This is a genomic window from Pantoea sp. R102, from assembly GCF_004916815.1.
GTDB lineage: Bacteria > Pseudomonadota > Gammaproteobacteria > Enterobacterales > Enterobacteriaceae > Pantoea > Pantoea dispersa.
This window is the reverse complement of record NZ_SDFT01000077.1, coordinates 1-26,879: the sequence shown is the minus strand read 5'-3', so window position 1 is coordinate 26,879 and position 26,879 is coordinate 1. Positions and strand designations below refer to the sequence as shown.

The 26,879-nt window shown below is 58.6% G+C and carries 23 protein-coding genes, 1 other RNA gene and 1 pseudogene; 16 read left to right on the top strand and 9 right to left on the bottom strand.

Annotation, left to right across the window (positions count from 1 at the left end):
- The first annotated feature begins 51 nt into the window (after window positions 1-51).
- From fbaA to argO, 3 genes are all read left to right on the top strand, one after another.
- Window positions 52-1,131 carry a class II fructose-bisphosphate aldolase gene (gene fbaA / locus ERD80_RS09620; RefSeq protein WP_058757103.1) on the top strand — a complete coding sequence of 360 codons (1,080 nt, stop codon included), beginning with the start codon at window positions 52-54 and terminating at the stop codon, window positions 1,129-1,131.
- A gap of 188 nt (window positions 1,132-1,319) precedes the next feature.
- A complete protein-coding gene (mscS, locus tag ERD80_RS09615) occupies window positions 1,320-2,195 on the top strand; it encodes a small-conductance mechanosensitive channel MscS (protein ID WP_136546699.1) in 876 nt (291 codons plus the stop codon).
- Window positions 2,196-2,323: 128 nt separating this feature from the next.
- On the top strand, window positions 2,324-2,947 hold the full coding sequence (gene argO, locus ERD80_RS09610; RefSeq protein WP_088517202.1) for an arginine exporter ArgO: 624 nt from the start codon (window positions 2,324-2,326) through the stop codon (window positions 2,945-2,947).
- On the opposite strand, the gene ERD80_RS09605 is transcribed toward argO, so the two are convergent.
- Complete coding sequence (locus ERD80_RS09605) at window positions 2,926-5,205, bottom strand: FAD-dependent oxidoreductase (RefSeq protein ID WP_136546696.1); 2,280 nt, start codon at window positions 5,203-5,205, stop codon at window positions 2,926-2,928. The genes argO and ERD80_RS09605 overlap by 22 nt on opposite strands.
- 58 nt (window positions 5,206-5,263) lie before the next feature.
- Here ERD80_RS09605 and ERD80_RS09600 point away from each other — a divergent pair, with 58 nt between their 5' ends.
- The gene (locus ERD80_RS09600) at window positions 5,264-5,962 is read left to right on the top strand and encodes an IclR family transcriptional regulator (protein WP_136546694.1); all 699 of its coding nucleotides are present in this window, start codon (window positions 5,264-5,266) and stop codon (window positions 5,960-5,962) included.
- Here the strand turns inward: ERD80_RS09600 and ERD80_RS09595 are convergent.
- On the bottom strand, window positions 5,949-7,196 hold the full coding sequence (locus ERD80_RS09595; RefSeq protein WP_248295847.1) for an MFS transporter: 1,248 nt from the start codon (window positions 7,194-7,196) through the stop codon (window positions 5,949-5,951). The two genes, ERD80_RS09600 and ERD80_RS09595, sit on opposite strands and share 14 nt — an antisense overlap.
- A gap of 279 nt (window positions 7,197-7,475) precedes the next feature.
- Here ERD80_RS09595 and ERD80_RS09590 point away from each other — a divergent pair, with 279 nt between their 5' ends.
- Window positions 7,476-8,207, top strand: coding sequence for an oxidative stress defense protein (locus ERD80_RS09590; RefSeq protein ID WP_021506655.1), 732 nt, complete (start codon window positions 7,476-7,478; stop codon window positions 8,205-8,207).
- Between the two features lie 115 nt (window positions 8,208-8,322).
- Here the strand turns inward: ERD80_RS09590 and ERD80_RS09585 are convergent, their stop codons facing one another.
- Window positions 8,323-9,228 carry a LysR family transcriptional regulator ArgP gene (locus ERD80_RS09585; protein WP_021506656.1) on the bottom strand — a complete coding sequence of 302 codons (906 nt, stop codon included), beginning with the start codon at window positions 9,226-9,228 and terminating at the stop codon, window positions 8,323-8,325.
- A 182-nt stretch (window positions 9,229-9,410) separates the two neighbouring features.
- Here ERD80_RS09585 and rpiA point away from each other — a divergent pair, with 182 nt between their 5' ends.
- Window positions 9,411-10,070 carry a ribose-5-phosphate isomerase RpiA gene (gene rpiA / locus ERD80_RS09580; protein WP_127834524.1) on the top strand — a complete coding sequence of 220 codons (660 nt, stop codon included), beginning with the start codon at window positions 9,411-9,413 and terminating at the stop codon, window positions 10,068-10,070.
- Between the two features lie 279 nt (window positions 10,071-10,349).
- Entirely contained in the window at window positions 10,350-11,588 is a 1,239-nt protein-coding gene (gene serA / locus ERD80_RS09575; protein ID WP_021506658.1) for a phosphoglycerate dehydrogenase, read from the top strand.
- Between the two features lie 30 nt (window positions 11,589-11,618).
- On the opposite strand, the gene ERD80_RS09570 is transcribed toward serA, so the two are convergent.
- The 3 genes from ERD80_RS09570 to zapA all read right to left on the bottom strand — a co-directional run bounded on the left by ERD80_RS09570 (window position 11,619) and on the right by zapA (window position 12,847).
- Window positions 11,619-12,224 (bottom strand): 5-formyltetrahydrofolate cyclo-ligase, encoded by a 606-nt coding sequence (locus ERD80_RS09570; protein ID WP_136546689.1) that lies wholly within the window; start codon window positions 12,222-12,224, stop codon window positions 11,619-11,621.
- A gap of 70 nt (window positions 12,225-12,294) precedes the next feature.
- Window positions 12,295-12,478, bottom strand: a non-coding RNA gene (gene ssrS / locus ERD80_RS09565) — 6S RNA.
- A gap of 39 nt (window positions 12,479-12,517) precedes the next feature.
- On the bottom strand, window positions 12,518-12,847 hold the full coding sequence (gene zapA, locus ERD80_RS09560; protein WP_021506660.1) for a cell division protein ZapA: 330 nt from the start codon (window positions 12,845-12,847) through the stop codon (window positions 12,518-12,520).
- A gap of 170 nt (window positions 12,848-13,017) precedes the next feature.
- On the opposite strand from zapA, the gene ERD80_RS09555 reads away from it, so the two are divergent.
- The 8 genes and pseudogenes from ERD80_RS09555 (at window position 13,018) to ERD80_RS09520 (ending at window position 23,220) form a co-directional block, all read left to right on the top strand.
- On the top strand, window positions 13,018-13,599 hold the full coding sequence (locus tag ERD80_RS09555; protein WP_058757098.1) for a YecA family protein: 582 nt from the start codon (window positions 13,018-13,020) through the stop codon (window positions 13,597-13,599).
- A 50-nt stretch (window positions 13,600-13,649) separates the two neighbouring features.
- Entirely contained in the window at window positions 13,650-14,972 is a 1,323-nt protein-coding gene (gene pepP, locus ERD80_RS09550; RefSeq protein WP_104188393.1) for a Xaa-Pro aminopeptidase, read from the top strand.
- Window positions 14,969-16,147, top strand: a complete 1,179-nt coding sequence (gene ubiH, locus ERD80_RS09545; protein WP_136546687.1) for a 2-octaprenyl-6-methoxyphenyl hydroxylase — start codon at window positions 14,969-14,971, stop codon at window positions 16,145-16,147. The genes pepP and ubiH overlap by 4 nt, the downstream gene beginning before the upstream one ends.
- A gap of 20 nt (window positions 16,148-16,167) precedes the next feature.
- A complete protein-coding gene (gene ubiI, locus ERD80_RS09540; RefSeq protein ID WP_136546685.1) occupies window positions 16,168-17,370 on the top strand; it encodes an FAD-dependent 2-octaprenylphenol hydroxylase in 1,203 nt (400 codons plus the stop codon).
- Window positions 17,371-17,925: 555 nt separating this feature from the next.
- Window positions 17,926-19,022, top strand: a pseudogene (gcvT, locus tag ERD80_RS09535) (glycine cleavage system aminomethyltransferase GcvT).
- Window positions 19,023-19,044: 22 nt separating this feature from the next.
- Window positions 19,045-19,431: a glycine cleavage system protein GcvH gene (gene gcvH, locus ERD80_RS09530; protein ID WP_058781308.1), complete on the top strand. Its 387-nt coding sequence runs from the start codon at window positions 19,045-19,047 to the stop codon at window positions 19,429-19,431.
- A 98-nt stretch (window positions 19,432-19,529) separates the two neighbouring features.
- Complete coding sequence (gene gcvP / locus ERD80_RS09525) at window positions 19,530-22,403, top strand: aminomethyl-transferring glycine dehydrogenase (protein ID WP_136546683.1); 2,874 nt, start codon at window positions 19,530-19,532, stop codon at window positions 22,401-22,403.
- Between the two features lie 73 nt (window positions 22,404-22,476).
- Window positions 22,477-23,220 (top strand): SDR family oxidoreductase, encoded by a 744-nt coding sequence (locus ERD80_RS09520; RefSeq protein WP_136546681.1) that lies wholly within the window; start codon window positions 22,477-22,479, stop codon window positions 23,218-23,220.
- Window positions 23,221-23,280: 60 nt separating this feature from the next.
- Here ERD80_RS09520 and ERD80_RS09515 read toward each other — a convergent pair whose 3' ends face one another.
- Together ERD80_RS09515 and ERD80_RS09510 are read right to left on the bottom strand one after the other, a co-directional pair.
- On the bottom strand, window positions 23,281-24,720 hold the full coding sequence (locus ERD80_RS09515; RefSeq protein WP_058781311.1) for a 6-phospho-beta-glucosidase: 1,440 nt from the start codon (window positions 24,718-24,720) through the stop codon (window positions 23,281-23,283).
- 124 nt (window positions 24,721-24,844) lie between these two features.
- Window positions 24,845-25,576, bottom strand: coding sequence for a MurR/RpiR family transcriptional regulator (locus ERD80_RS09510; protein ID WP_058757092.1), 732 nt, complete (start codon window positions 25,574-25,576; stop codon window positions 24,845-24,847).
- Between the two features lie 176 nt (window positions 25,577-25,752).
- Here ERD80_RS09510 and ERD80_RS09505 point away from each other — a divergent pair, with 176 nt between their 5' ends.
- Window positions 25,753-26,406 (top strand): hemolysin III family protein, encoded by a 654-nt coding sequence (locus ERD80_RS09505; RefSeq protein WP_021506671.1) that lies wholly within the window; start codon window positions 25,753-25,755, stop codon window positions 26,404-26,406.
- A gap of 52 nt (window positions 26,407-26,458) precedes the next feature.
- Here the strand turns inward: ERD80_RS09505 and ygfZ are convergent.
- Window positions 26,459-26,879, bottom strand: a 421-nt coding sequence (gene ygfZ / locus ERD80_RS09500; RefSeq protein ID WP_136546679.1) for a tRNA-modifying protein YgfZ, incomplete at its 5' end; no start/stop codon positions are given.

Below are 26,879 nucleotides of genomic sequence, written 5' to 3'. Positions count from 1 at the left end.
CAGATCGCATTCCCATTGGGGAGTGGACGATAAACGAAACAGGACACAACCATGTCTAAAATTTTTGATTTCGTAAAACCCGGCGTTGTCACTGGTGATGACGTTCAGAAAATCTTCAAAGTAGCGAAAGAAAACAAATTCGCTCTGCCAGCCGTTAACTGCGTCGGCACGGATTCCATCAACGCGGTACTGGAAGCTGCGGCTAAAGTTAAAGCGCCGGTCATCGTTCAGTTCTCCAACGGTGGTGCTGCCTTCATCGCCGGTAAAGGTTTCAAAACCGACAAACCACAGGGCGCTGCGATTTTCGGCGCAATCGCTGGTGCTCACCATGTGCATCTGATGGCTGAACAGTACGGCGTGCCAGTAATCCTGCACACCGACCACTGTGCGAAGAAACTGCTGCCGTGGATCGACGGCCTGCTGGATGCTGGCGAAGAGCACTTCAAGAAAACCGGTAAACCTCTGTTCTCTTCACACATGATCGACCTGTCTGAAGAGTCACTGGAAGAGAACATCGAGATTTCTTCTAAATATCTGGCGCGCATGGCGAAACTGGATATGACGCTGGAAATCGAACTGGGCTGCACCGGTGGTGAAGAAGATGGCGTGGACAACAGCCACATGGACGCTTCTGCACTGTACACTCAGCCAGAAGACGTAGATTACGCTTACACCGAGCTGAGCAAAATCAGCCCGCGTTTCACCATCGCTGCGTCCTTCGGTAACGTGCACGGCGTGTACAAGCCAGGCAACGTGAAACTGACCCCAACCATTCTGCGTGATTCGCAGAAATACGTTTCAGAGAAACACGGCCTGCCGCACAACGCGCTGGACTTCGTGTTCCACGGCGGTTCCGGTTCTTCTGCTGCAGAAATCGAAGAGTCTATCAGCTACGGCGTGATCAAGATGAACATCGATACCGATACCCAGTGGGCAACCTGGGACGGCATCCTGCAGTACTACAAAACCAACGAAGCGTACCTGCAGGGTCAGCTTGGTAACCCGAACGGTGCTGACAGCCCGAACAAAAAATACTACGACCCACGCGTCTGGCTGCGTGCGGCACAATCTTCCATGGTTGTGCGCTTAGAGCAGGCTTTCAAAGAGCTGAACGCTGTCGACGTACTGTAATTTTTGCTTACCGTACAAAAAAGGCCCGAAAGGGCCTTTTTTTATGCGTCCCGTCTGGAAATCCCGGTTTATACAGCACATTTTTGGCGCTTCGCCCCATTATTGTTTACCCTTGTACTCGGGAGTGTCGGATTGAATCTGGCAGTTTTTGTACTTTCCTGCGGGAAACTCAACAACAGGGCTAACAAATGGAAGATCTTAACGTCGTTGACGGCATTAACAATGCAGGTGGCTGGCTGGTGCGCAACCAGGCGCTGATCCTCAGCTATGCGGTGAACATCGTGGCGGCTATCGCCATCATTATTGTCGGGATGATTATCGCGCGCGTGGTATCGAACGGCGTCAATCGCCTGCTGGTCGCGCGTCATATTGATGCCACCGTGGCTGATTTCCTCTCGGCGCTGGTGCGCTACGGTATCATTGCCTTCACGATTATTGCCGCGCTGGGCCGCGTCGGTGTGCAGACCGCCTCGGTGATTGCCGTGCTCGGTGCTGCCGGTCTGGCCGTCGGTCTGGCACTGCAGGGATCGCTCTCCAACCTGGCGGCAGGCGTACTGCTGGTGACCTTCCGTCCATTCCGCACCGGTGAGTTCGTCGATCTCGGTGGCGTAATGGGGACCGTACAGAATGTACAGATCTTCTCGACCACGCTGAAAACCGCTGACGGCAAAATTGTGGTGGTGCCAAACGGCAAAATCATCGCCGGCAACATCGTCAACTTCTCGCGCGAGCCGATGCGTCGCAACGAGTTCATTATTGGCGTCGCCTACGATGCGGATGTCGATCAGGTGATCGCACTGCTGCGTGACGTGGTGGAAGCGGACGAGCGCGTGCTGAAAGATATGGGTATCCAGATTGGCCTGAACGAACTGGCGGCCTCGTCGCTGAACTTTGTGGTGCGCTGCTGGAGCAAAAGCGGTGATCTGCAGAACGTCTACTGGGATCTGATGAAGAACTTCAAGCGCACGCTGGATGCGCACGGTATCGGTATTCCTTATCCGCAGATGGACGTGCACCTGCATCAGGTGCAGAGCGAGGCGCAGCAGCCTGCGCGCAGCGAGTAAGTTATCTGGGCACCGGCGGGTGCCCTTGTTTTATCAGCTACGCTAATGACCGATTAATTCTTTCCATTTCCGCTAATATCCGCGCCTCACTATACTGCACAGCAACACCCCTTTTCAGGAACTCTTCTGTGTTATCTGTTTACTTACAAGGGCTTGCCCTTGGTGCTGCGCTGATCCTGCCGTTAGGCCCGCAAAACGCCTTCGTATTGAACCAGGGCATTAAGCGCCACTACCATTTGATGACCGCGTCGTTGTGCACACTGAGCGATATTGCGCTGATCTGTGGCGGAATATTTGGCGGCAGCGCGCTGTTGCAGCAGTCACCGGTTCTGCTGATGCTGATCACCTGGGCTGGCGTGGCGTTTCTGCTGTGGTATGGCTGGGGCGCGCTGCGCAGTGCCTGGCAGGGTGATGTCACGCTGGCGTCAGAGGCGGCGCTGAAGCAGGGGCGCTGGCGCATTGTCGCCACTATGCTGGCGGTGACCTGGCTCAATCCGCATGTCTATCTCGACACTTTCGTGGTGCTCGGCAGCCTCGGCAGTCAGCTGCCGTCGGCGGAGGCGCGCCGCTGGTTCGCTTTCGGCACCGCCAGCGCCTCGCTGCTGTGGTTTTTCGGTCTGGCGCTGCTGGCCGCCTGGCTGTCGCCGCGCCTGCGCACCGTGCGCGCGCAGCGCATCATTAATCTGCTGGTGGGCGGCGTGATGTGGTTTATCGCCGTGCAGCTGGCGCGTCAGGGCATCGCCGGCTGGTGATGCACATGCAGGCCGTAAAGCGCGGGCAGGGCGCCTGCGCTGGCCAGCAGCTCCAGCCGAATCTGGCGGAACGCGGTATCCGGGGGCAGCGCATGATGGCACAGCGAGTGATGATTATCGCTGACCTCGGCCAGCAGCGTGTCATCCAGCCACAGGCGATAGTGGGTAGTGCAGTGCGGCGTTACCGCCTGCGCATGGCCCATCTGCACCGTTTCCATCGCATGATCGAAATCGTTATCGAACAGCAACGTAATCTGGCTGGCGCGCTGCGCGTCCGGCCACTGCCAGCACACCCACGGCTGGCGATCGTCCGCCGCCGGCAGCCAGCCGTGGGTGTGGCTTTCCGGCCGCAGTTTACCGTCGAGCAAATAGTCGCAGTGCCACAGTCGCAGCGGCGTCGCCAGACTAAACGCGATCAGAATCTGATTGGGCGCGCGGCGCGGTAGCCAGAAATCAAACTCATCCACGCCGTAATCGCCGTCGTTTATCTGCCGGGTGCGTTTCGCGACGCGCGGATTGAGACTGTTAAATACCATCATAATGCCCGGCAGGCGCTGGCGGGTGAGCGCCACTTCAACCGCCGGATTTTCTTCAAAGGCGATAAACAGGTAGCGATCGCACTCCGCACGGTAGTCAAACGGCAGCGAATACGCCTCTTCAGCGTCAATCTGCAGGCTGTGCGTGGCCAGCAGCCGATCGCCGCAGGTGTTGGCCGGATTGTCGCTGGTCAGCAGTGAAACCTGCAGCGTCTGCGCGGATGACGCCCGCAGCCGCACCGTCAGCGCCGGCAGGCGTTCTCCGGCTTTAAGCGGCAGCAGCAGGGCGCAGCGTGAGGTGAGGGCGTGCCAGCCGCCATCCGCGGGCAGGGCGTGCAGCGCGAAGGTGCTGCTGGCGCTGACCTGAGCGGCACCGGCCGGATGCGCCAGCTGCTGACGCGGAATGAACGCGCCGTGGCGCAGCAGCTGTTGCTGCAGCTGACCAATATGCTCCGGCTGCGCCAGCTGACGCGGTGTCTGGTTATGCTGCTGACACAGCGCCGCCGCGCGGCCCACCACTTCGCCCAGCACGCCACAGGTGCACATCACGCGCGCGCTGCCAAAGGCAACGTGCGTGGCAGAGATAAGCCGACCGGTCAGCAGCAGATTATCCAGCGACTGGCTGTACAGCGCCCGAAACGGAATGGTGTAAGTGCCTTTGCTGTGGAACTGGCGGCAGCCGTCGTGAGCGCTGTACACGCCGTCGGCCGGATGCAGGTCAATCGACCAGCCGCCGTAGGCCACCGCATCGTAGTGGTCGCGCTGCGCGATGATATCCTGCTGACACAGCAGAGTATCGCCGAGAAAGCGTCGGCTCTCGCGCTTGCCGGGAATCAGCCCAACCCATTCAATGGTCAGCGTGTCGGCATCGGCAAACTCGCCGGAGTTTTTGATGTAATCCCACACGCCCCAGACAATCTTCCACAGCTCCCACTTGATGGTTTCGCTTTCATGCACGGTATCCAGCCGGCCGCCCCACTCAAGCCACCACAGATCGCAGCCGTTGAGATCGGAGCTCAGGCGTTTATAGCGCGGAATGGCGGTGATCTCTTTCAGCGCAAAGGAGGGCGGTACAAAGCGCACCGGCTGCGCGCTGCGTTTGGTATAAAAATAAATTGAGTGGCCGAGCTTGTGACCAAACTGCTCGCCCGGCGCCATTTTTTCGCCAAACTCCTGCGGTGATTCTGCGCCCACACGGTGCGCTGCCCCGGCCAGATAGCCGAGCACGCCGTCGCCGCTGGCATCAATAAACTGGTCGGCCGTCACGCGATAGCGGGTCTGATTGATGGCGTTGAAAGCCTGAACCGCCTGCAGGCGCTGTGCGGATTTTTCGATGTCGCTGACTACGGTATTGAGCAGCAGCGTCAGGCGCGGCTGCGCCTGCACGATGTCCAGCAGCACCATGTCGAACAGCACCGGGTTGCCCTCTTTGTTGCGCCACAGGTTCTCCTCCATGATCTCGCCCATGATGCCGCCTTCACGCGCCCAGCGGTTGTTATTACCCATATGCGACGTCGCGCCGTTGGCCCACAGCCGCACTTCGCTGGAGGCGTTGCCGCCGAGCACCGGGCGATCCTGAATCAGCACCACCTGCTGGCCCGCGCGTGCCGCAGCCAGCGCGGCGCACACGCCAGCCAGACCGCCGCCGGCGACCAGCACATCGGCGTGTAACGACTGCAACGGAAAGGCACGCGCGGCCTGAGAAGAGAAAGTTTGCATCATGAGGTTACTCCCGCCTGAAGGCTGCTAAGATTGAATTTTTACCGTCACAAGGTGATTTATGTCTTCGCAACCCAACCAGAGCCTGATTGACGGAATTCGCTGCCTGCAATATCTGGTATCCAGTGACAAAGCGGTCGGCGGCCGTGAACTGGCGCGCCAGATGGGGATGAACAGCACGCGGGTAAACCGTCTGCTGATGACCATGGCGTCCATCGGCCTGACGATTCAGGATGAACACCGGCGTTATCTGCCGGGCCCGGGCATTCATGCGCTGGCGGCGCAGGCCATTCGTGGATCGTCGCTGTTTGCTTCGGCACTGCCGCAGCTGGAGGCGCACGCGCCGCGCGACATCGTGGTGGCGCTTGGCGTGCTGTGGGAGGACCAGGTCATCTACATCTGGCACTCGGAGCCCGGCGAGCGCACCAGTACCAGCCAGGCGCTGGCCGGATTCCGCATGCTGCCAGCGTGGCAGTCGGTGATTGGCGTCGCGCTGCTGGCGGCGGAGAGTGACGAGGTGCTGCGGCCACGCTTCAGTGACGAACAGTGGGCGCAGATTGCCCCGCTGCTGGCGCAGAAGCGTGCGCAGGATTATCTGATGTGGCATCGCGAGGACGGCGAAATCAGTATGGCGCAGCCGATCAATAACAACCGCGCGGCGCTGGCCTTCGCCAAAATCTGGCAGGCCGATGAAGCCCAGCTGGCGCAGCGTCTGCAACAGCTGCACGCGCTGGCGAAACGGCTCATCAGCGCGCGCTGACATGGTCAATTTTTCCTACCACAAACAGATAACTGCAGATGCCAATAGCGGCCAGCACGGCGATAAAGGCCAGCGCCGGCGCGAAGTTGCTGCCGTCAATCAGGGCGCCGATGGCGATCGGCACCACGATGGATGACAGCGCGCCGGTAAAGTTAAATACGCCGCCGGCCAGACCAATCAGATGGCGCGGCGCCAGCGCGGTAACAAACACCCAGGTGATTGTCGCCAGGCCATTACCAAAAAACGCCAGCGACATAAACAGGATGATCAGCCGCGAATCTTCGGTGTAGTTAGCACCCAGAATGAACAGCGTGAGGAACAAGCCGAGGATCACCGGCAGCTTGCGCGCCACGCTGGCTGACACGCCGCGCCGGACCATGCGGTCTGAGGCAAAGCCAGCCAGCAGCACACCACAAAACGCCGCGAAGTAGGGCAGCGACGCCACATAGCCGCTCTTGATAAAGTCCATGTGGCGATACTCCACCAGATAGGTAGGAAACCAGGTGAGGAAAAACCAGAAGGTGGCGGAGATGGTGAACTGGCCAATATAGATGCCGACCAGCTTGCGGCTGCGAAACATCTGCGCCAGATCGGCCCAGCGTGCGCGCGGCGGCTGGCTGCCCTGGCGATTTTCCAGCAGTGCGCCGTTGTCACGCAGATAGTTAAGTTCAGCCTCTGATACGCCTTTGTGCTGGTTCGGCTCGCGATACAGCAGATACCACACCAGCGCCCAAATCATGCCCGCCACGCCGGTAATCAGAAACAGCCCGCGCCAGCCAAACGCAGCCTGCACGTGAAACAGCAGCGGCGTCATACAGGCGAGGCCAACAAACTGTGCGGACGAGTAGATGCCAATTGCACTGGCACGCTCCTGCTCGGGGAACCAGCTGGAAATCACCCGATTGTTAGCCGGCATCACCGGCGCCTCGAAGGCGCCGACGCCGAGGCGCAGACCGAACAGCGCGCCGAAGCTGCTGGCAAAAGCGTGCAGCGCGGTGATCAGCGACCAGGCAAACAGACCCGCGCCGTATACCAGCCGCGCGCCGAGACGATCGATCAGGAATCCGCCGGGAATCTGCAGCGCCGCATAGATCCAGCCGAACGCCGAGAAGATCAGCCCCATCTCCAGCGGCGTGAAGCGCAGTTCACCGGCCATCTGCGTGGCGGCCACCGACAGGTTGGTGCGATCCATGTAGTTAATGATGATGTTGATAAACACCAGGGCCAGCATCATAAAGCGTGTGCGTCCGGCTCGCACGCTGACAGCGCTTTGGCTAAGTGGCTGTTCTGTCATAATACAACTCTCCCGAGGGGCAGAAGTGTTTCTTTAATAGAAACACAGGCGGCGCTTTTCAGCGAATCTGTAGCGATAAATTTGCGATCGCGGATACGTTAAACCTGAGCAAAGCCGAACTTTTTGCTAATTTCAAACTCAGACCATCACGCATAGTAATGTGTTTTGGGTTTCGCCATAGTGGCGACCTGCAAATTGAACCCTTCAAGGAGGACTTTCGTGAAACTGAAAGCACTGGCGCTGGCCGCCGTAATGAGCACGGGCGCACTGTCCGGTCTGGTCCAGGCGGGAGAAGTGCCGAACGGACCGCACGTGGTGACATCAGGACAGGCCAGCGTGGATGCCCGTCCGGATATGGCGACGCTCTCCATCGTGGTGAATGTTTCGTCGAAAGACGCGGCGGATGCAAAAAAACAGGCTGACGACCGCGTGGCGCAATATTTTGATTTCCTGCAAAAGAACGGCATCGAGAAGAAAGATATTGATGCGGCTAATCTCAGCACCCAGCCGGAGTATGACTACACCAAAGAGGGCAAATCGGTGCTGAAAGGCTACCGTGCGGTGCGTCAGGTGGAAGTGACGCTGCGCCAGCTGGATAAGCTGAATGAGCTGCTGGACGGCGCGCTGAAGTCGGGCCTGAATGAGATTCGTTCTGTTGAGCTGGGCGTGGCTAACGCGGACAGCTACAAAGATCAGGCGCGTAAAGCGGCGATTGCCAATGCCACACAGCAGGCGAGCGCCCTGGCGGAAGGCTTCAATGCCAAGCTGGGCTCGGTGTACAGCATTCGCTATCACGTGGCTAACTACCAGCCGATGCCGATGGCGCGCATGTACAAAGCGGCCGGTGCCGCAGCGGATACCACCGCGCAGCAGACCTACGAGCAGCAGAGCATCCATTTTGACGATCAGGTGGATGTGGTATTCGAAATCAAACCGAATACGGCGCAGTAAGTTAGCCTGTAAAATTGTAGCGGCGCGATTCATCGCGCTCTCCAGCAGCAGAACCGCTGTTAAAACGCGCGATGAATCGCGCCGCTACGACTATTGTGCGCTAATCTGAAGGGCGCTAAGCCGCAACTTCATCCTGGCGCAATACGCGGTGGCCGTGGGCAATCAGCGCATCGGTCACGCTGCGCATCAGACGGCTTTCCGGCGCGAAACGGTGCCAGTACAGCATCCGGCGCTGATACAGACCCGGCGTCAAATCGACCAGCTCTCCCTGCGCCAGCTCGCGCTCAATCTGCAGGTGCGGAATCATACAGCACACCGATCCCTGACGCGCCAGCTGCACAAAAGCCTCTGACGAGTTCACGATGTGGCACGGCACGCTGCCCGGCGATAAATCAAAGTTCTGCTGCAAAAAGGCCTGATGCATATCGTCGAGGTGATCAAACGCCACCGCCGGGGCTTTCAGCAGCGCCGAGCGCGTCACGCCATTGGGGAAATAGCGAGCGGCAAACTCCGGCGAGGCGCAGAACAGATAGTCCAGCGCACCCAGCTGATCCACCAGACAGCTTGGCAACGGCTGCGGCTGGATACTCACCGCCCCGACCACCTCACCGCGCCGTAAACGCTCCTGCGTGCGGGTTTCATCTTCCACCTGCAGATTCAGGCGCACCGGCGAGTCAGCCAGCACATCTTTCAGCGCCGGCAGCAGCCAGGTAGCAAGACTGTCGGCGTTCACCGCCAGCGACAGCAGCAACGGCGTGGTGCCGCCGTTATCATCGCCCAGCCACTCCTCTTCCAGCAGCTCCACCTGATGCAGCAGCGCCAGCAATTTTTGTCCCTGCTCGGTCGGGCGCGGCGGCACGGTACGCACCAGCAGCGGCTGACCAAATAAATTTTCCAGCTGTTTAATGCGCTGCGACACCGCAGACTGCGTGATGCACAGCTTCTGGGCCGCACGCTCAAAGCCGCGTTCGCGAATCACAGCATCCAGCGCCTGAAGCGTTCGATAATCCGGGCGTTTCATTGTTGTTCTCTCTCGTTCAGGGTGGAAACTACTATGCCATAAAACGGCGAAGCTGTGCGGCCGACGCGTTTTTGCGGGCTGGCTTCCAAAGGCTTACATCCAACGTCCGTCAGCCGCGCTTTTTGACAGCGCCTTGTTTTATACTACGCGCACTTCGATGTCGCACAGGTTTTAAACATACCATGACCCAGGATGAACTGAAAAAAGCGGTAGGTTGGGCAGCGCTGCAGTACGTGCAGCCAGGCACCATTGTTGGCGTAGGCACCGGTTCAACGGCGGCGCATTTTATTGACGCGCTTGGTACCATCAGGGATCAGATCGAGGGCGCGGTTTCCAGTTCGGAAGCCTCAACCGAAAAGCTCAAATCGCTGGGCATTCCGGTGTTCGATCTCAACAACGTGGATGCGCTGTCGGTGTATGTCGACGGGGCTGATGAGATCAATCCACAGATGCAGATGATCAAGGGCGGTGGCGCGGCGCTGACGCGCGAGAAAATTGTTGCGGCGGTGGCGCAGAAATTTATCTGCATCGCGGATGCGTCCAAACAGGTCGATGTGCTGGGCAACTTCCCGCTTCCGGTGGAGGTGATTCCGATGGCGCGCGCTTATGTGGCGCGGGAGCTGGTGAAGCTGGGCGGCCTGCCGGAGTATCGTCAGCACGTGGTTACGGATAACGGCAACATTATTATCGACGTACATAATCTGCGCATCCTTGACCCGATTGCGCTGGAAAAAACCATCAATGCGCTGCCGGGCGTCGTCACCGTGGGGCTGTTTGCCGCACGCGGAGCGGATATCGCGCTGATTGGTACGCCGGACGGCGTGAAAACCATCACCAATTGATCTCACCGGCGCGCCGCCAGCGCCGGTTATTTCCATCCGCAAAACATCTTTTCTTGCTGCAGTGAAATTTGGTGACTTATGTCACAAATGATTCATCAACAGCAGGTTCGTACTTTGCGCTCTCGTCATCTCACGATTTTGTGTGGATTTGTGTTGTCTGCACGTGGGCGCGTGCTGGCGTGCAGGCAATCGTTTGTATTGCCGCGCCGGAAAATTTTGATATTTTGACAGAAGGCTACCTTATGGTAGTCCTCGTTGAATTCTGAATAGGGTCGGGAAATGGCAAAGGTATCACTGGAAAAAGACAAGATTAAGTTCCTGCTGGTGGAAGGCGTTCACCAGAGTGCGCTGGATAATCTGCGCGCCGCAGGTTACACCAACATCGAGTTCCACAAAGGCGCACTGGATGCTGAGACGCTGAAGTCCTCCATCCGCGATGCCCACTTCATTGGTATCCGTTCCCGTACCCAACTGACTGAAGAGATCTTCGCGGCAGCTGAAAAGCTGGTGGCGGTGGGCTGCTTCTGTATTGGTACTAACCAGGTTGATCTCAGCGCGGCAGCGAAACGCGGCGTGCCGGTGTTCAACGCCCCGTTCTCCAATACCCGTTCGGTCGCGGAACTGGTGATCGGCGAAATGCTGCTGATGCTGCGCGGCATTCCGGAAGCCAACGCCAAAGCACACCGCGGCATCTGGAATAAAATCGCCACCGGTTCGTACGAAGCGCGTGGTAAGAAGCTGGGTATCATTGGCTACGGCCATATCGGGATGCAGCTCGGCGTGCTGGCGGAAAGCCTCGGTATGCACGTATTTTTCTACGATATCGAAAACAAGCTGCCGCTGGGCAATGCCACCCAGGTGCGCCATCTCTCTGACCTGCTGAACATGAGTGATGTGGTCAGCCTGCACGTGCCGGAAACGCCGTCCACGCAGAACATGATTGGCAGCGAAGAGCTGGCGCTGATGAAGCCCGGCGCGCTGTTGATCAACGCCGCGCGCGGTACCGTGATCGACATCCCGGCGCTGTGTAATGCGCTGGCCAGCAAGCACCTCGCCGGTGCGGCCATCGACGTCTTCCCGGTTGAACCTGCAACCAACAGCGATCCGTTCAACTCGCCGTTGTGCGAATTCGACAACGTGATCCTGACGCCGCACATCGGCGGATCCACGCAGGAAGCGCAGGAGAACATCGGTCTGGAAGTGTCTGGCAAGCTGGCCAAGTACTCTGACAACGGCTCGACGCTCTCTGCAGTTAACTTCCCGGAAGTCTCGCTGCCGATGCACGCTGCCAGCGCCAGCCGCCTGCTGCACATCCATGAAAACCGCCCGGGCGTGCTGACCGCCATCAACCAGATCTTTGCCGAGCAGGGCATCAACATTGCCGCTCAGTATCTGCAAACCTCGCCAGTGATGGGCTATGTGGTTATCGATATTGATGCCGAAGAGGATGTGGCGGAGAAAGCGCTGCAGCTGATGAAGGCGATTCCGGGCACCATGCGCGCCCGTCTGCTGTACTGACAGTGCAGGGCGCCGCTGGGCGCCCTGTCTTTATCCCGCCAGCGTTTCCCACTGCCACAGCTTTGACGGCGTCAGAATTGCCGGCAATGGCACATCCCAGGCCGCCACCGGCAGCGCATCCACGCGCTGGCAGTCGTGCGCAATACCCAGCGGTAAAAAGCCATGCTGCTGCCAGTGCTGTAGCGTGCGATCGTAAAAACCCCCGCCCATGCCTAAGCGTTGTCCCTGCGCATCAAATGCCACCAGCGGTACCAGCATCACATCCAGCTGATCGAGTGTCGCCAGCTGCGTAATATCCAGCGGCGGCTCAGGGTTGCGCAGCTTGTTAGGCCGCAGCGGGGTTTCTGGCGTGTAGCGCAAAAAAAGCAGGTGACCGGGCGCAAACGGATGCAGCACCGGCAGAAAGACCTGCTTCTTTTGCTGCCACAGTTTGGCAATCAGCGGTCGGGTATTGATTTCGCCGTCGACGGAGAGAAACAGCGCGATGCGTTGTGCGCTGGCCAGCGGGGCAAAATTAATGGCATGTTCAGCCAGCAGATCGGCGGCCTCAACCTGTTGCTCAGGCGTAAGATTGCGGCGCAGATGGCGCACATGCTGACGAATATCCTGTCGGTCGAGAAGAGAAGGTGCTGGCATGATGTCCCCGGCTGATAAGGCTGTTGATAGCCACATTATCACACCGGGAATAACAGGGTGGAACTAAGAGGAGATCTCCGAGATGCCGCCGCAGGCTGTAACCCTTGAACCCTTGGTTCAAGGTGAGTATGCCGTCGTAACCATCAGGCTTCTCGGACGGACCGAGCATGCTCACAGGTTACAGAGCGTCACACTCTGTTGGTATGAAATATCGGCTCAGGGGACTGGCCCGCTTGCAAACATCTCAGAGAAAATTGACTTCACCGTTACTCTAACACGAGTACCATGAAGTGTTATTCGAATTTAGGGCCCTGACGTTCAGTTATGCGACCTTGCTCAACTAATGCCTGCTCAATGGTCTGCTGCAGCATACGGATGCGTTGTTCCATATTGGCTGCGTAATCGCGCGTTTTACCTTTCTCTTGTGCCAGCTCGTGGCAAATGTTTAACGCGGCGATGAACACCAGCTGCTCTGTATTTGTGACTCTAGTGCGAACTTTTAAATCTTGCAACCGTTGATTGAGATCCTCTGCGGCCAGATTCAGCGCATCTTGCTGTTCAGGCGGACAATTCACTCTCAATGAACGACCAAAAATCTGAATATCTACCGGTTGTGCAGACATGCCACCATCCTGACTGATTACTTCGTTCGCATCTCCCTTACCTGTCAATGGGTTGGGAGGTGCGCAACTATATAGACCCGCGTGATAAGTTACAACCCCTTTTCTGGAAACCCTGAGGCACCTGGTGGTAGCATAACACGAACTTATTCTGCCAACGACGACCAAAGCTTATGTCTTTACAGAACGCAACACCCACTTACAACGCGCTGGCCGCGGCACTTTCCCAGCAGGGCGTAGGCATGACGCCCGCCGAGATGCACGGACTGCTGTGTGGCATTCTGTGCGGCGGCAATCAGGACAGCAGCTGGAAAACCCTGGTGCACGACCTGACTAACGAGGGCATGGCGTTCTCGCAAAGCCTGTCGCAGCCGCTGCAGGCGCTGCATGAAAACCTGGCCAACACGCTGGATGAAGAGGGGTTCCTGTTCCAGCTGATGCTGCCGGATGAGGAAGACATCACGGTGTTCGATCGTGCTGACGCGCTGGCCGGCTGGGTCAATCACTTCCTGCTGGGCCTGGGCGTGACGCAGCCGAAGCTGGACAAAGTGACCGGTGAGACCGGCGAAGCGATTGACGATCTGCGCACCATTGCGCAACTTGGCTACGATGAAGATGAAGATCAGGAAGAGCTCGAACAGTCGCTGGAAGAGGTGATTGAGTACGTGCGCGTTGCCGCGCTGCTCTGCCATGACACCTTCACCCGGCCACGCACGCCGACCGCACCGGAAGTGCAAAAACCTACGCTACACTAAGCGCGTCATCGTGGGCAGGTCGCTGCCCGTTTTCTACAGGGAGTGCAAATATGATTACACTGGAAACTTTCCGGCAACGTCGTCAGGCGCTGATCGCCCGCATGGCGCCCGGCAGCGCGGCTTTGATTTTTGCTGCACCTGAAGTGACGCGCAGCAACGATACCGAATATCCCTTTCGCCAGAACAGCGACTTCTGGTACTTCACCGGCTTCAACGAGCCGCAGGCGCTGCTGGTATTAATCAAGAGCGATGACAATCATAACCATAGCGTGCTGTTTAACCGCGTACGCGACCTGACGGCAGAGATCTGGTTCGGGCGTCGGCTTGGTCAGGAAGCCGCGCCGGCGAAGCTGGGCGTTGACCGCGCGCTGCCGTGGGATGCGATTGACGAGCAGCTGCACCAGCTGCTCAACGGACTCGACGTGGTCTATCACGCACAGGGTGAATACGCGGAGGCGGATACGCTGGTGTTCAGTGCGCTGGAGAAACTGCGCCGCGGTTTCCGGCAAAACCTCAGCGCGCCGGCGACGCTGACCGACTGGCGTCCCTGGGTGCATGAGATGCGCCTGTTTAAAAGCGAAGACGAGATCGCCATTCTGCGCCGCGCAGGAAAAATCAGCGCGCTGGCACATACCCGTGCGATGCAGGCGTGCCGTCCCGGCATGTTTGAGTATCAGCTGGAAGGCGAAATCCATCACGAATTCACCCGCCACGGCGCGCGCTTTCCGTCTTACAACACCATTGTGGGCTCCGGTGAGAACGGCTGCATTCTGCACTACACCGAAAACGAAAGCGAAATGCGCGACGGCGATCTGGTGCTGATTGATGCCGGTTGCGAATTCCATGGCTACGCTGGCGATATCACCCGCACCTTCCCGGTTAACGGTAAATTCAGCCAGCCGCAGCGCGAGATCTACGACATCGTGCTCGCCTCGCTGTATAAGGCGCTGTCGATGTTCCGCCCGGGCATCAGCATCCATGAAGTCAATGACGAAGTGGTGCGTATCATGATCACCGGTCTGGTCGATCTGGGCATTCTGGAAGGCAATATCGATACGCTGTTTGAAGAGCAGGCGCACCGTCCGTTCTTTATGCACGGCCTTGGTCACTGGCTGGGGCTGGACGTGCACGACGTCGGCCACTACGGCACGCCCAGCCGCGACCGCCTGCTTGAACCCGGCATGGTGCTCACCGTTGAACCGGGCCTGTATATCGCGCCGGATGCCAAAGTGCCGGCGCAGTATCGTGGCATCGGTATCCGTATCGAAGACGACATCGTCATCACCGCCGACGGTAATGAAAACCTGACCGACAGCGTGGTAAAAGACGCTGAGGCGATCGAAGCACTGATGGCGGCGGCGCGCGGCGTATGAGTATCCTGATTGCAGGCGGCGGCATGACCGGCGCCACGCTGGCACTGGCGATTTCGCATCTGACGCAGGGCCAGTTGCCGGTGACGCTGATTGAACGTCATCAGCCGGACAGCCGCGCGCACCCGGGCTTTGACGGGCGCGCCATCGCGCTGGCGGCGGGCACCTGTCAGCAGCTGGCGGAAATTGACCTGTGGCGTTCGCTGGCGGACTGCGCCACGCCCATTACCCACATCCACGTTTCCGATCGCGGGCACAGCGGGTTTGTTCAGCTGCAGGCTGAGGATTATCAGCTGTCGGCGTTGGGCAACGTGGTCGAGCTGTATGACGTGGGACAGCGCCTGTTTAAACGTCTGCGTGAGGCACCCGGCGTGACGCTGTGCTGTCCGGATCACGTGACCTCAGTAACCCGCAGCGCTGATAGCGTGCAGGCGACGCTCAGCAGCGGCGCAACGTTACAGGGCGCGCTGCTGGTGGCCGCTGACGGCGCACGCTCGCCGCTGGCGGCATCCTGCGGCATTCGCTGGCAGCGCGACGACTACCAGCAGCTGGCGGTGATTGCCAACGTCGCGACGCAGTTGCCGCATCAGGGTCGCGCGTTTGAGCGCTTCACCCGGCATGGCCCGCTGGCGCTGCTACCGATGTCCGGCAACCGTCTGTCGCTGGTGTGGTGTCATCCGGCGGCTGCCGAAGCCACGGTTAAGCAGTGGGACGATGCCACCTTCCTGCATGAATTACAGCGCGCCTTTGGCTGGCGGCTGGGGCGCTTTACTCACGCCGGCCAGCGCGAAATCTATCCGCTGGCGCTGCAGACCGCAGAGCGTCAGGTGACGCACCGGCTGGCACTGGTCGGCAATGCGGCGCAGACGCTGCATCCGATCGCCGGGCAGGGCTTTAACCTCGGTTTGCGCGATGTGATGTCGCTGGCGGAAACCCTTGCGGCGGCGCATCGTCACCAGCAGGATCCGGGCAGCCACGCGGTGTTGCACCATTTTGCTGCGCGCCGCCAGCCGGATCGCGCGGCGACCATTGGCGTCACCGACGGTCTGGTGCGGCTGTTCGCCAACCGTTATGCCCCGCTGGTGGCAGGACGAAATCTTGGGCTGGTGGCAATGGACCACCTGCCATGGCTGCGAAACCCACTTGCCGTGCGCACGCTCGGCTGGGTTAAGCGTTAAGCATGAATTAAGGGGCAGCAATGCAAACATTTGATGTGGCGATTGCCGGTGGCGGCATGGTCGGTCTGGCGGTGGCCTGTGGCTTACAGGGCAGCGGCCTGCGCGTTGCGGTGCTGGAAAAAGCGCCTGAGCCACAATTTGATGCGGCGGCGCCAGCGTCGGTTCGCGTCTCGGCCATCAACGCCGCCAGCGAGCGTCTGCTGCAAAAACTCGATGTCTGGTCCACCATCCTCGCGCTGCGCGCCAGCGCGTATCACGGCATGGAAGTGTGGGATCAGGACAGCTTTGGCTCGATCAGCTTTGATGACGAGCAGCAGGGACTGTCGCACCTCGGACATATCATTGAAAACGAGGTGATTCACAGTGCGCTGTGGCAGCGCGCCAGCCAGTGCAGCGAGGTGACGCTGATTGCGCCGGCTCAGCTGCAGCAGGTGGCGTTTGGCGATAATGAAGCCTTTATTACCCTGCAGGACGGCAGCATGATGAGCGCGCGCCTGTTGATTGCTGCGGACGGGGCCAACTCGTGGCTGCGTGACAAAGCGGATATCCCGATTACTTTCTGGGATTACGAACATCACGCGCTGGTGGCCAATGTTCGCACCGATATGCCGCACGATGCCATCGCGCGCCAGGTGTTCCACGGCGACGGCATTCTGGCCTTACTGCCGATGCAGGATCCGCACCTGTGCTCCATCGTCTGGTCGCTGTCACCGCAGGAAGCGGCGCGACTGCAATCCATGCCGGAAGCGTTGTTTAACCAGCAGCTGTCGGTGGCATTCGATATGCGCCTTGGTCTGTGCCAGGTGGAAAGCGAACGGAAAACCTTCCCGCTGATGGCGCGTTACGCCCGCAACTTTGCTGCGCACCGGCTGGCGCTGGTGGGCGATGCGGCGCATACCATCCATCCGCTGGCCGGGCAGGGGGTTAACCTCGGCTTTATGGATGCCGCCGAGCTGATTGGCGAAATCCGCCGTCTGCATCAGCAGGGCAAAGATATCGGCCAGCATCTCTATTTGCGGCGTTATGAACGCAGCCGCAAGCACAGCGCAGCGCTGATGCTGGCCGGCATGCAGGGTTTCCGTGAGCTGTTTGCCGGGCACCATCCGGCGAAAAAACTGCTGCGCGACGTCGGGCTGAAGCTGGCCGACACGCTGCCTGGCGTAAAGCCGTTACTGCTGAAGCAGGCCATGGGCCTCAACGACCTGCCCGGCTGGATCCGCTAACCCTCCTTATTATGGCACCGTTTCAGGTGCCGTTTTTCCTGCACTGACGTTACGCGATCGCTCTCAAGGGTGGGCATGGCAGTCGGCTGCCGCTCATAAATCACCGAACTGCACAGCGTTGTCGCCATCCATCGCGACCCTGTTCGCACCCGGTAACGTCACTGCAAAACCCGCCCCGGCACCATTATTGTGCATCGCTGCACCCGAATTGCCCTTCATTTGATTTATTCTAATTTCAGGCCTCAATTCGCATTACTTTAACTAATCCAAAATGCTTTTTGCTCCCGAACCATTTCCCTTGTCTGCGGCACAGCTTCCATTATTCGGCTGAATTACTGCGTAACAGGTGAATTATATGCGCGGTAAATCACATAAATGCAGTGAGATGTGCTGGAGTGGCTGCCGGGGCAGCACAAAGGATGATAAGGTTTCACCCTCGTTTTCCTTATGGTTAATTGCCGTATTCGGTGGTAACTTCAGCGTAAAGAGAACGTTTGCGTCGCTCAAAACTGACGGCGCAGGCGCGTCACACTCACTTGTCTTCACAGGATGGTTATGACTCAGCAAACGCCTCTATTCGAACAGCATCAGGCCTGCGGTGCCCGCATGGTGGACTTCCACGGCTGGATGATGCCGCTGCACTACGGCTCGCAAATGGATGAGCACCATGCGGTGCGCAACGATGCCGGAATGTTTGACGTTTCCCACATGACCATTGTCGATCTGCACGGCGCGCGCACCCGTAAATTTCTGCGTTACCTGCTGGCCAACGACGTCGCCAAACTGACTCAGCCCGGCAAAGCCCTCTATACCGGCATGCTGAATGCTTCAGCTGGCGTCATTGATGATTTAATTGTTTACTTTATGAGCGAAGATTTCTTCCGCCTGGTGGTCAACTCCGCCACGCGCGAGAAGGATCTGGCGTGGATCGCTGAGCATGCGCAGCCGTTTGGGGTTGCGCTCACCGAGCGTGACGATCTGGCGCTCATCGCCGTACAGGGACCGAACGCGCAGCAAAAAGCACAGAGCCTGTTTAGCGCGGCACAGCGTGACGCGGTGGCTGGCATGAAGCCGTTCTTTGGCGTACAGGCCGGCGATCTGTTTGTCGCCACGACCGGTTATACCGGTGAAGCCGGTTATGAAATCGCCCTGCCTGCTGCTCAGGCCGCAGATTTCTGGCAGCAGCTGCTGGCCGCAGGCGTGAAACCAGCCGGACTGGGCGCACGCGATACGCTGCGTCTCGAAGCTGGCATGAATCTGTATGGTCAGGAGATGGATGAAGGCGTTTCGCCGCTGGCCGCCAACATGGGCTGGACCATCAGCTGGGAGCCCGCCGACCGTAATTTCATTGGCCGTGAAGCGCTGGAAGCGCAGCGCGAGAACGGCACGGAAAAACTGGTCGGGCTGGTGATGACCGAAAAGGCGTGCTGCGTAACGGTCTGACGGTGCGCTTTACCGATGCGCAGGGACAGCCGCAGCAGGGCATCATTACCAGCGGCTCCTTCTCGCCAACGCTGGGCTACAGCATTGCGCTGGCGCGCGTGCCGGCCAGTATCGGTGAGCAGGCGATTGTTGAAATCCGCAATCGTGAAATGCCGGTGAAAGTGACTAAACCTATTTTTGTTCGCGCCGGCAAGCCGGTCGCTCAGTAATTTTTTTTCAGGAGAAATGGCGATGAGCAATGTGCCAAATGAATTGAAGTACCGTGATAGCCACGAGTGGGTACGTAAAGAAGCCGACGGTACGTTTACCGTGGGCATCACCGAACACGCGCAGGAACTGCTGGGCGACATGGTGTTTGTCGACCTGCCTGACGTGGGCGCCAGCTTTGCCGCCGGTGACGACTGTGCGGTAGCCGAATCCGTGAAAGCCGCATCGGATATCTATGCCCCGCTGAGCGGTGAAATCGTGGCAGTCAACGAAGCGCTGGGCGATGCCCCGGAGCTGGTTAACAGCGAACCGTACGCCGCCGGCTGGCTGTTCCGCATCAAAGCCAGCGATGAGTCCGAGCTCGACGCGATGCTCGATGCCGCCGCCTACAAAGCGTCTATCGACGAGTAACCGGTAGTCTCTGAAGGTGCTGCACTGCGGCGCCTTCTTTTTTATCTGCCTGATTTAATGCCATTTTGTCACCCAGCCCGATTCAGGATGTACTGTAAATGACCCAGACTCTCAGCCAGCTCGAACATAACGGTGCTTTTATTGAGCGCCATATCGGTCCTGATGCCGCGCAGCAGGCCACCATGCTGGAAGCGATTGGTGCCAGCTCGCTGGCTTCGCTGATCGCTTCAATTGTGCCTGCTGATATCCAGCTGCCAGGCCCGCCGGCGGTAGGCGATGCCGCGACTGAACAGCAGGCGCTGGCAGAGCTGAAAGCCATTGCCAGCCAGAATCAGCGTTACAAATCCTGGATTGGAATGGGTTACAGCGCCGTGATCACCCCGCCGGTGATTCTGCGCAACATGCTGGAAAACCCGGGCTGGTACACGGCCTACACGCCGTATCAGCCGGAAGTGTCGCAGGGCCGTCTGGAAGCGCTGCTCAATTTCCAGACCCTGACGCTCGATCTCACCGGGCTGGATATCGCTTCAGCTTCGCTGCTGGATGAAGCCACCGCGGCCGCCGAAGCGATGGCGATGGCTAAACGCGTCAGCAAGCTGAAAAACGCGACCAAATTCTTTATCGCCGATGACATCCATCCGCAAACGCTGGATGTGGTGCGCACCCGCGCCGAAACCTTTGGCTTTGAGCTGATTATCGATCGCGCCGAAAAAGCCCGCGAGCACGACGATCTGTTTGGCGTGCTGCTGCAGCAGGTCGGTACCAGCGGAGAAGTGCACGACTACCGTGAACTGATTGCTGAGCTGAAAAGCCGCAAAGTGGTGGTGAGCGTGGCGGCGGATTTCATGGCGCTGGTGCAGCTGGAAGCGCCGGGCAAACAAGGTGCTGATATCGTCTTCGGTTCCGCCCAGCGCTTTGGCGTACCGATGGGCTACGGCGGTCCGCACGCGGCCTTCTTTGCCAGCCGTGATGAGCACAAGCGCTCCATGCCGGGCCGTATCATCGGTGTGTCACGCGATGCCGCAGGTAACACTGCACTGCGCATGGCGATGCAGACGCGCGAACAGCACATCCGCCGTGAGAAAGCCAACTCCAACATCTGTACTTCACAGGTGCTGCTGGCGAATATCGCCGGCCTGTACGCGGTTTACCATGGCCCGGCCGGACTGAAGCGCATCGCCTCGCGCATTCACCGTCTGACCTCGATTCTGGCGGCAGGCCTGCAAAACGGCGGCCTGAAGCTGCGCCATCACAGCTGGTTCGATACGCTGACCGTTGAAGTCACGGACAAAGCGGCGGTGCTGAACCGTGCGCTGAGCTTCGGCGTCAACCTGCGCAGCGATATCCTCAATGCGGTCGGTATCACGCTGGATGAAACCACCACGCGTGAAGATGTGCTGGCGCTGTTTGCCATTCTGCTGGGCGACGCGCACGGCCAGGATATCGAGGCGCTGGACGCCGCAGTGGCGGCGGAAAACAGCGCTATTCCGGCCGGCCAGCAGCGTACCAGCGAATTCCTTACCCATCCGGTGTTCAACCGTCATCACAGCGAAACTGAGATGATGCGCTACATGCACAGCCTGGAGAAAAAGGATCTGGCGCTGAATCAGGCGATGATCCCGCTCGGCTCATGCACCATGAAACTGAATGCCGCCGCCGAAATGATTCCGATTACCTGGCCGGAATTCGCTGAACTGCACCCGTTCTGTCCGGCAGAGCAGGCGACTGGCTACCTGCAGATGATCGGCCAGCTGTCACAGTGGCTGGTCCAGCTCACCGGTTACGATGCGCTGTGCATGCAGCCAAACTCTGGCGCGCAGGGTGAATACGCCGGCCTGCTGGCCATCCGTCGCTATCATGAGAGCCGTAATGAAGGTGACCGTACTATCTGTCTGATCCCGAGCTCGGCGCACGGCACCAACCCGGCGTCTGCGCAGATGGCGGGCATGGCGGTCGTGGTGGTGGCCTGTGATAAGCAGGGCAACATCGATCTCGGCGATCTGCGTGAGAAGGCGGCACAGGCCGGTGATGCGCTGTCGTGCATCATGGTGACCTATCCGTCGACGCACGGCGTGTACGAAGAGACCATTCGCGAAGTGTGCCAGATCGTGCATCAGTACGGCGGCCAGGTGTACCTCGACGGCGCAAACATGAACGCGCAGGTAGGGATCACCACGCCGGGCTATATCGGCGCTGACGTGTCGCATCTCAACCTGCACAAAACCTTCTGCATTCCGCACGGCGGTGGCGGTCCGGGCATGGGGCCTATCGGGGTAAAAGCGCATCTGGCACCATTCGTACCGGGCCATAGCGTGGTGCAGATTGACGGCGTGCTGACCCAGCAGGGCGCGGTTTCTGCGGCGCCGTTCGGCAGCGCATCTATTCTGCCCATTAGCTGGATGTACATTCGCATGATGGGCGCAGAAGGGCTGAAGCAGGCCAGCTCGGTGGCGATTCTCAACGCCAACTACATCGCCAGCCGGCTGCAGTCAGCGTACCCGATTCTGTACGCCGGCCGCGACGGCCGCGTGGCGCATGAGTGCATTCTCGACATTCGTCCGCTGAAAGAGCAGACCGGCATCAGCGAGCTGGATATCGCGAAACGCCTGATCGACTACGGCTTCCATGCGCCGACCATGTCGTTCCCGGTCGCCGGCACGCTGATGGTCGAGCCGACCGAATCCGAGAGCAAAATCGAGCTGGACCGCTTTATTGACGCGATGCTGGCGATCCGCATGGAAATCGATCGCGTAGCCGACGGTGAATGGCCGGCTGACGACAACCCGCTGGTGAATGCACCGCATACCCAGATGGAAATCGTCGGCGACTGGACTCATCCGTACAGCCGCGAGCTGGCGGTCTTCCCGGCCGGCAGCGCCAACAAATACTGGCCGACCGTTAAGCGTCTCGACGATGTGTTTGGCGATCGCAATGTGTTCTGTTCATGCGTTCCGATGAGCGAATACCAGTAATTTGCAGGCGTAATCCAAACCCTTCAGTAATACTAAAGGCCGATTTGTCGGCCTTTTTTTATGGGAGAAGCATATGAATCTGGCACTGGTCACCGGCGGTAGCCGCGGAATTGGACGGGCAACATCGCTGCTGCTGGCGCAGGCGGGTTATCGCGTGGCAATCAATTTCCGGCAGCGCGCAGCAGAAGCGTTGCAGGTGGTAGCAGATATCGAAGCGCAGGGCGGCAGCGCGTTTGCCTTACAGGCGGATATTGCCGATGAAGCGCAGGTGGTGCGCATGTTCCGCCAGCTGGATCAGCAGCCGTGCGCGCTGCGCGTGCTGGTGAATAACGCCGGTATTCTCTTCTCCCAGTGCCGGGTTGAGGATCTGGATGCTGCGCGCATTCAGCGCGTGCTGGCAACCAACGTCACCGGCACGTTTATCTGCTGCCGCGAAGCGGTAAAACGCATGAGCACCGCACACGGCGGTCAGGGCGGCGCTATTGTTAACGTCTCGTCAGCGGCCGCGCGTACCGGCTCGCCCAATGAGTATGTCGATTATGCGGCGTCGAAAGGCGCGATGGACACGCTGACCAGAGGATTGTCACTGGAAGTGGCAGCGCAGGGGATTCGCGTCAACAGCGTGCGGCCAGGGCTGATCTACACCGATATGCATGCCGACGGCGGCGAGCCGGGGCGCGTTGATCGTCTCGCGGCATCGCTGCCAATGCAGCGCGGCGGCCAGGCGGAGGAGATCGCTGCCGCCATCGCCTGGCTGGCCAGTGACGCCGCTTCTTACGTCACCGGCAGCTTTATTGATGCATCAGGCGGCCGTTAAGCCGCACGTCACAGCCTGTCTGCGCACGGCGCACATTTATACGTCGCGCGCCATTAGCGGTTACAGCACTTCACCATTGCTGGCAATCACCTGCTGATACCAGGCGAAACTCTTCTTCTTCGAACGGGCAAAGCTGCCGCTGCCGTCATCGTTTTTATCGACGTGGATAAAGCCGTAGCGCTTGCTGTACTGGCCGGTGGTAAAGGAGACGCAGTCGATGCAGCCCCACGGCGTATAGCCGAGCAGATCAACGCCATCCAGCGCCACCGCTTTTTTCATCTCTTCGATGTGCGCGCGCAGATAATCAATGCGGTAGTCATCTTCGATTACGCCCTCAGCATTGGCTTTATCAATGGCACCAAAGCCGTTCTCAACGATAAACAGCGGCTTCTGGTAGCGCTCATACAGCGCATTCAGCACGTAGCGCAGGCCGACCGGATCAATCTGCCAGCCCCAGTCAGACGCTTTCACATGCGGGTTAGGCACTACGCCGTCGAAGCCGGTGATCGGGTCGTCGACGCCGCTGGCTTTGGTGTCCACCGCGTTGCTCATGTAGTAGCTGAAACCGATGTAGTCGCAGCAGCCCTGACGCAGCGTTTCGGCGTCATCGGCTTCCATCGCAATGTGATAGCCCTTGCGCGCCCACTCTTTCAGCGTATAAGCCGGGTACGCGCCGCGCATCTGCACGTCGCTGAACACGTAGCGCTGATGCATCGACTCCTGCGCGCGCATCACGTCGTCTGGATGGCAGGAGAACGGATAGACCGGTACCATGGCGATCATGCAGCCAATCTGGAAATCCGGGTTGATTTCGTGGCCGCGCTTCACCACTTTGGCACTGGCAACGAACTGGTGATGCATCACCTGATACATCGTCTGCTCCGGCTTTTCATGCTCTGTGAATACGACGCCGGAGCAGCAGTAGCCGAACAGCGGATACTGCCAGTTGCGCTGGTTATTGATTTCATTGAAGGTCATCCAGTACTTCACCTTGTGGCGATAGCGCGTCATCACCACGTCACTGAAGCGCACAAAGAAATCGACCACTTTGCGATTAGCCCAGCCGCCGTACTCTTTAACCAGATGATAAGGCATCTCAAAGTGCGACAGGGTAATCACCGGTTCGATGCCATATTTCAGCAGTTCATCAAACAGGTCATCGTAAAATTGCAGGCCGGCTTCATTGGGCTGCAGTTCATCGCCGTTGGGGAAAATGCGCGTCCAGGCAATCGAGGTGCGGAAGCATTTGAAACCCATCTCAGCAAACAGCGCCACGTCCTGTTTGTAGTGTGAATAGAATTCCACCGCCTGATGGTTGGGATAGTGCTGGCCGGGCTGGACGCCGGGCGTGATGACGCGATCAACGCCGTGTGCGCCGCCGGTGAGAACATCGGCGATGCTGACGCCTTTGCCGCCCTGATCCCAGCCGCCCTCAACCTGATGGGCTGCCACCGCGCCGCCCCAGAGAAATCCGTTGGGTAACTGCAATCCTTCATTCATTTCAATACCTCGTCACGCTGTTGGCGAAAATAACACTGCCCGCAGTGTAACAACTGAAATAGCAAAGTCACGCTATAACACCGGCGCGGAAATGTGACTTGTTACCGCCAAAAAACAGGCTGTTTTATACTTGCGTGAGGCGGGCAATATAACGGCCCAGCGTCTCCAGAATATAAATGACCGGTACCTGGGTGGTAATATCGTAGCGGTCAGGCAGTTTCTCCTGCGGCACATGATAGGAGAGATTGAAATCCGCCATTTTCGCCAGCGAGCAGTTGTCGTGATTGGTGATGGAGATGATTTTACAGTGATGCAGACTGAACTGACTGGCAAAGCGCAGGATCTCTTCGGTTTCGCCAGAGACGGATAAAATAATCGCCAGCGCATTTTCCCAGGCGCTCTTACTCACCGGGTAATAAGGATCATCGATGTGATGACTGAATTTACCAATATTAGAAAAATAGCGTGCACCATATTTGCCAAGGCTGCCTGAAGTACCAGCACCAATAAAGAAAATGTGCTCAGCCTCAATGATCATTTGCGCTGCGGTGGCAATCTGCTGATCAAATTCTGCGTTGTTGATGCTTTTAAAAAAGCTCAGCATTTCTCCGACGCCGGAGGGAAGCAGCACCGGCGCGCTTTGCTCCTGCGCCAGGCGAAAACGGATGCGAAATTCTGACCAGCCGTCACAGTGCATTTTGCGGCAGAAGCGCAGCACCGTGGTGGTCGAGACGCCCGCCTGCGCCGCCAGTTCGCGGATGGTCATATAACTGACACTTTCCCGGTGTTTGATGATGAAGTGATAAACCTGCATCTCAAGGTCATTCAAACGGGACAGGTCGCTGTGTGAAAACATTCGGGCGGCGCTCACGGCAAAAAGAAGCCTCAGTGTAACAGATTGGTTTGCCGCTGGGTTGTCACACCTCTTCACAGAATAATTTTAGCGTACATGTGTACTCTGAAATTGTTCTTCGCTACTCTGGTGCACAGAAAAAGCACAACTTTCGTTACGATGTTCAGGAATCCGACGCCATGGTACAGAACCGACTTATTGCCCAGGGCTATTCACTGGCCGAAGAGATCGCCAACAGCATCAGCCACGGCCTGGGCTGCGTGTTTGGCATCGTGGGGCTGGTGTTGCTGTTGACCCAGGCCGTTGAAATGCAGGCGAATATCACCGCCATTACCAGCTATAGCCTGTACGGCGGCAGCATGATTTTGCTGTTCCTCGCCTCGACGCTGTATCACGCCATTCCGCATCAGCGCGCCAAATACTGGCTGAAGAAATTTGACCACTGCGCCATCTATTTGCTGATCGCCGGGACTTACACGCCGTTTCTGCTGGTCGGGCTGCAATCACCGCTGGCGCAGGGATTGATGGTGGTGATCTGGAGTCTGGCGCTGGCGGGCATCATCTTTAAGCTGACCATTGCGCATCGCTTTAAAGTGCTGTCGCTGGTGACCTATCTCAGCATGGGCTGGCTGTCGCTGGTGGTGATTTATCAGCTGGCAACCAAACTGTCGGCCGGCGGCGTCTGGCTGCTGGCGGCGGGCGGGATTGTCTATTCGCTCGGGGTGATTTTCTATGTGTCGCGCCGTATTCCGTACAATCATGCCATCTGGCACGGTTTCGTGCTGGGCGGCAGCGTGCTGCACTTTTGCGCCATCTATTTTTACGTGATGTAACAAGGCCAGGGTCGCCACTGATGGCGACCCTGCGGCGTACCAGCCGTAACCGTTACTCCTCCAGCGAATAGGGCAGTGGCTGGATGGTCAGCTTACCGCTTTCATCGCCTTCAACGCGCAGCACGCTATCCGGCTCCAGATCGTTGTTCAGCACCGCCTGCACCCACACGCTGCCATCATCCAGCTGTACGCCGCTCAGCACCGTGCCGGTGCGACGCCATTTGTCGCCCATCTGCAACTCCAGCGAACTGGCCGCGTCCGGTACTTTGCTGGCGCTGCCTGCCAGCCAGTAGAGCGCACGTTTATTGGCGCCGCGGAATTTGGCGCGCGCCACCATCTCCTGGCCGGTATAACAGCCTTTTTTAAAGCTGATGGCATCCAGCGCCTGCAGGTTGGTGGCTTGCGGAATCAGCTGCGCCGTGGTGGCGCTGTCGATCACCGGCACGCCCGCCGCAATATCCAGCGCCAGCCAC